The organism is Okeania sp. SIO2B9 (assembly GCF_010672505.1).
GTDB lineage: Bacteria > Cyanobacteriota > Cyanobacteriia > Cyanobacteriales > Microcoleaceae > Okeania > Okeania hirsuta.
This window is the reverse complement of sequence record NZ_JAAHGK010001285.1, coordinates 1-2,157: the sequence shown is the minus strand read 5'-3', so window position 1 is coordinate 2,157 and position 2,157 is coordinate 1. Positions and strand designations below refer to the sequence as shown.

Annotated in this window: 4 protein-coding genes; 3 read left to right on the top strand and 1 reads right to left on the bottom strand. The window is 35.9% G+C overall.

Going from position 1 to position 2,157, the window contains the following annotated elements:
• Nucleotides 1-380, bottom strand: a 380-nt coding sequence (locus F6K13_RS29895; protein ID WP_287289387.1) for an NAD(P)/FAD-dependent oxidoreductase, incomplete at its 3' end; no start/stop codon positions are given.
• Between the two features lie 713 nt (nucleotides 381-1,093).
• Here F6K13_RS29895 and F6K13_RS29890 point away from each other — a divergent pair.
• Genes F6K13_RS29890 through F6K13_RS29880 form a run of 3 tightly spaced genes read left to right on the top strand, consistent with a single transcriptional unit; the run spans nucleotide 1,094 to nucleotide 1,854 of the window.
• A complete protein-coding gene (locus F6K13_RS29890) occupies nucleotides 1,094-1,333 on the top strand; it encodes a hypothetical protein (RefSeq protein ID WP_124146352.1) in 240 nt (79 codons plus the stop codon).
• A gap of 35 nt (nucleotides 1,334-1,368) precedes the next feature.
• Nucleotides 1,369-1,539, top strand: a complete 171-nt coding sequence (locus tag F6K13_RS29885; RefSeq protein WP_240039101.1) for a hypothetical protein — start codon at nucleotides 1,369-1,371, stop codon at nucleotides 1,537-1,539.
• A gap of 51 nt (nucleotides 1,540-1,590) precedes the next feature.
• Nucleotides 1,591-1,854: a hypothetical protein gene (locus F6K13_RS29880; protein WP_240039100.1), complete on the top strand. Its 264-nt coding sequence runs from the start codon at nucleotides 1,591-1,593 to the stop codon at nucleotides 1,852-1,854.
• Nucleotides 1,855-2,157 lie beyond the last annotated feature (303 nt).

The following is a 2,157-nucleotide window of genomic DNA, read 5'->3' as shown; positions in this document are numbered from 1 at the left end:
AGTTGACGCCATTCTGTTACAGCATTTTCTCCTCTCAATTTTTGGAGAACATCACAAAATTGGTCTGCACCTACGGAGGTATTAAAGTCACCTTCTGGCAAACAACAACCCCAAGTGTCGTAGGTTACACAGGGGACTTTTTCGCCGATAGCATCCAAAACTTGTGCTAGTGGGTTGGTAGAAGGATGATAGGATAGACCAGAATGTAAAGATGGTCCAGAATCAAATTTAAAGCCTTGATATTCAAAACTATGAGCAGCACCTCCAGCAATAGAGTGACTTTCGCAAACTATGACATTAAAACCATAGCGCGCTAGTAAAGCGGCACAACTTAGACCACCAATTCCACTACCGATTAAAATTACATCAGTCTGAGACATTTTTTTTGGGTAAATTTTTAATTTCTTTGATATTAGTTAATATCATGTCCGCTGGTATCGTTTGTGTAAACCCAAAGGTCATTTCAGTTATCAGTTATCAGTACCGACCACTAAAGCATTGGGATTGAAATACTGAACTGAATATTCTCTTGGTCGATTGAATATGGCGAGGAAACCTCGCCATCCCTCGACCGCTTTTCATCCCCTTAAAAGGGGAGGTTTTGGACTTCATTTTTTGGTAAATATCTACAGGAAATTTAAGTTTTTTTCTTGCTCTTAAGTATTCCTGCCTGTTCCCTACCTTTGTAATACAATACCGATGCTACTGGACATGATATAATTAGGGTTTGCTGAAAAATTGGTTGGTGGGAGTAGGACACGGGGACGCGGAGACGCGGAGATGGGAGGAACAGGCAACGGTTTCGGCCATTATATGTGAAGAAATTTTCTTGAATTTCAGCAGGAAATTCCAGTATTTTGAGGCAAAACTAGCCAATAGCTAGCGGATAAACTTAATATAAAAAGCTCTTAACCCTTAGCTGCCCTAACTTTTAACTTTATTCAGCAAACCCTAATTAAGTTTTTCACATATTTAAAGAGTTGTTGGGAATTAGCTGCGGGTGGGTGGGAATTAAGTCAAATTCCCTTCTGCCTTCTGCCTTTTGCCTTTCGTGATAAATAATATCTCAAGCTTCCTCTAACTGATAACTGAAATGACAACTATTCTTGATGTTAAAAATATTGCTGCTGCTTTACCAATTTTTGTTGAACCCGAACAAAAGGAAAAGTTTTTATTTGTCTTAGGTGCTTTAATGACTAGATTAATTAGTTTGAGAAAAGGTGCGGAAATCATGGGAATTGATGCTGAGGAATTATTGCAAATCTTGGATTTATTAGGCATTGAATTTTCCTATCTTTCCTCTGAGGATATAGAACAGGAACAAAGATGGTAAACAATTAATAATTAATATTTGAATAAGTAAAAGTTTTGAAAATCGCGATTGATTCGTCTCCTATTATCTTTTTAGTCAGGTTGCAAGCTTTAGAATTATTTTTTAATGACAATTATGAATTTTATATAACGCCTTCTGTGGTGAATGAAATTAATGCTAAAAGTGATGATATTAGTCAGGCATTGACTCCTATATTAGCAGCATAAAAGTTAATTATAAAAAGCACTAATTTAACTTCTTTATTTAATCGGTTAAATATGAATTTTGGTCGGGGTGAATCAGAAACTATTGCTCTGGCTACGGAATTACAGACTGATTTTGTAATTTTAGACGATTTAGCTGCTAGAAAAATGGCTACTAATTTAGGATTAAATGTCAAGGGAACTTTAGCTATTTTGAAAAAGTTAGCTGTGGAGGGAAGAATAGAAATAGGTAATAAAGATGAGTTTTATCAAAATCTTGTCAACATCAAATTTAGAATTTGCCGCTCTATTTTTGATGCTGTATTTTGTGATGTTTAGGAGATAAAAATGTAAGTATTCAGCTGTCAGCTATCAGCTATGAGTTATTAGCTCATTATTGCACCGAAAGAAGAATTAGTCTCCAAGGAGTGAAAGAGGTAATCCTTTTAAAGGTTTGCATCCCTGGTATTCTCTTCATTAATTGATAATTGATAATGGATAATTACCTCTGGTTAAAACCGTTACGGAATTGAATATAAGGAAATATTATTTCTTCTCTTGGTCTATTGGATATGGTTAGGAAACCCATCCATCCCTCGACCGCTTTTTTCCCCTTTTAAGGGGAAAAAAGCGGTCGAGGGA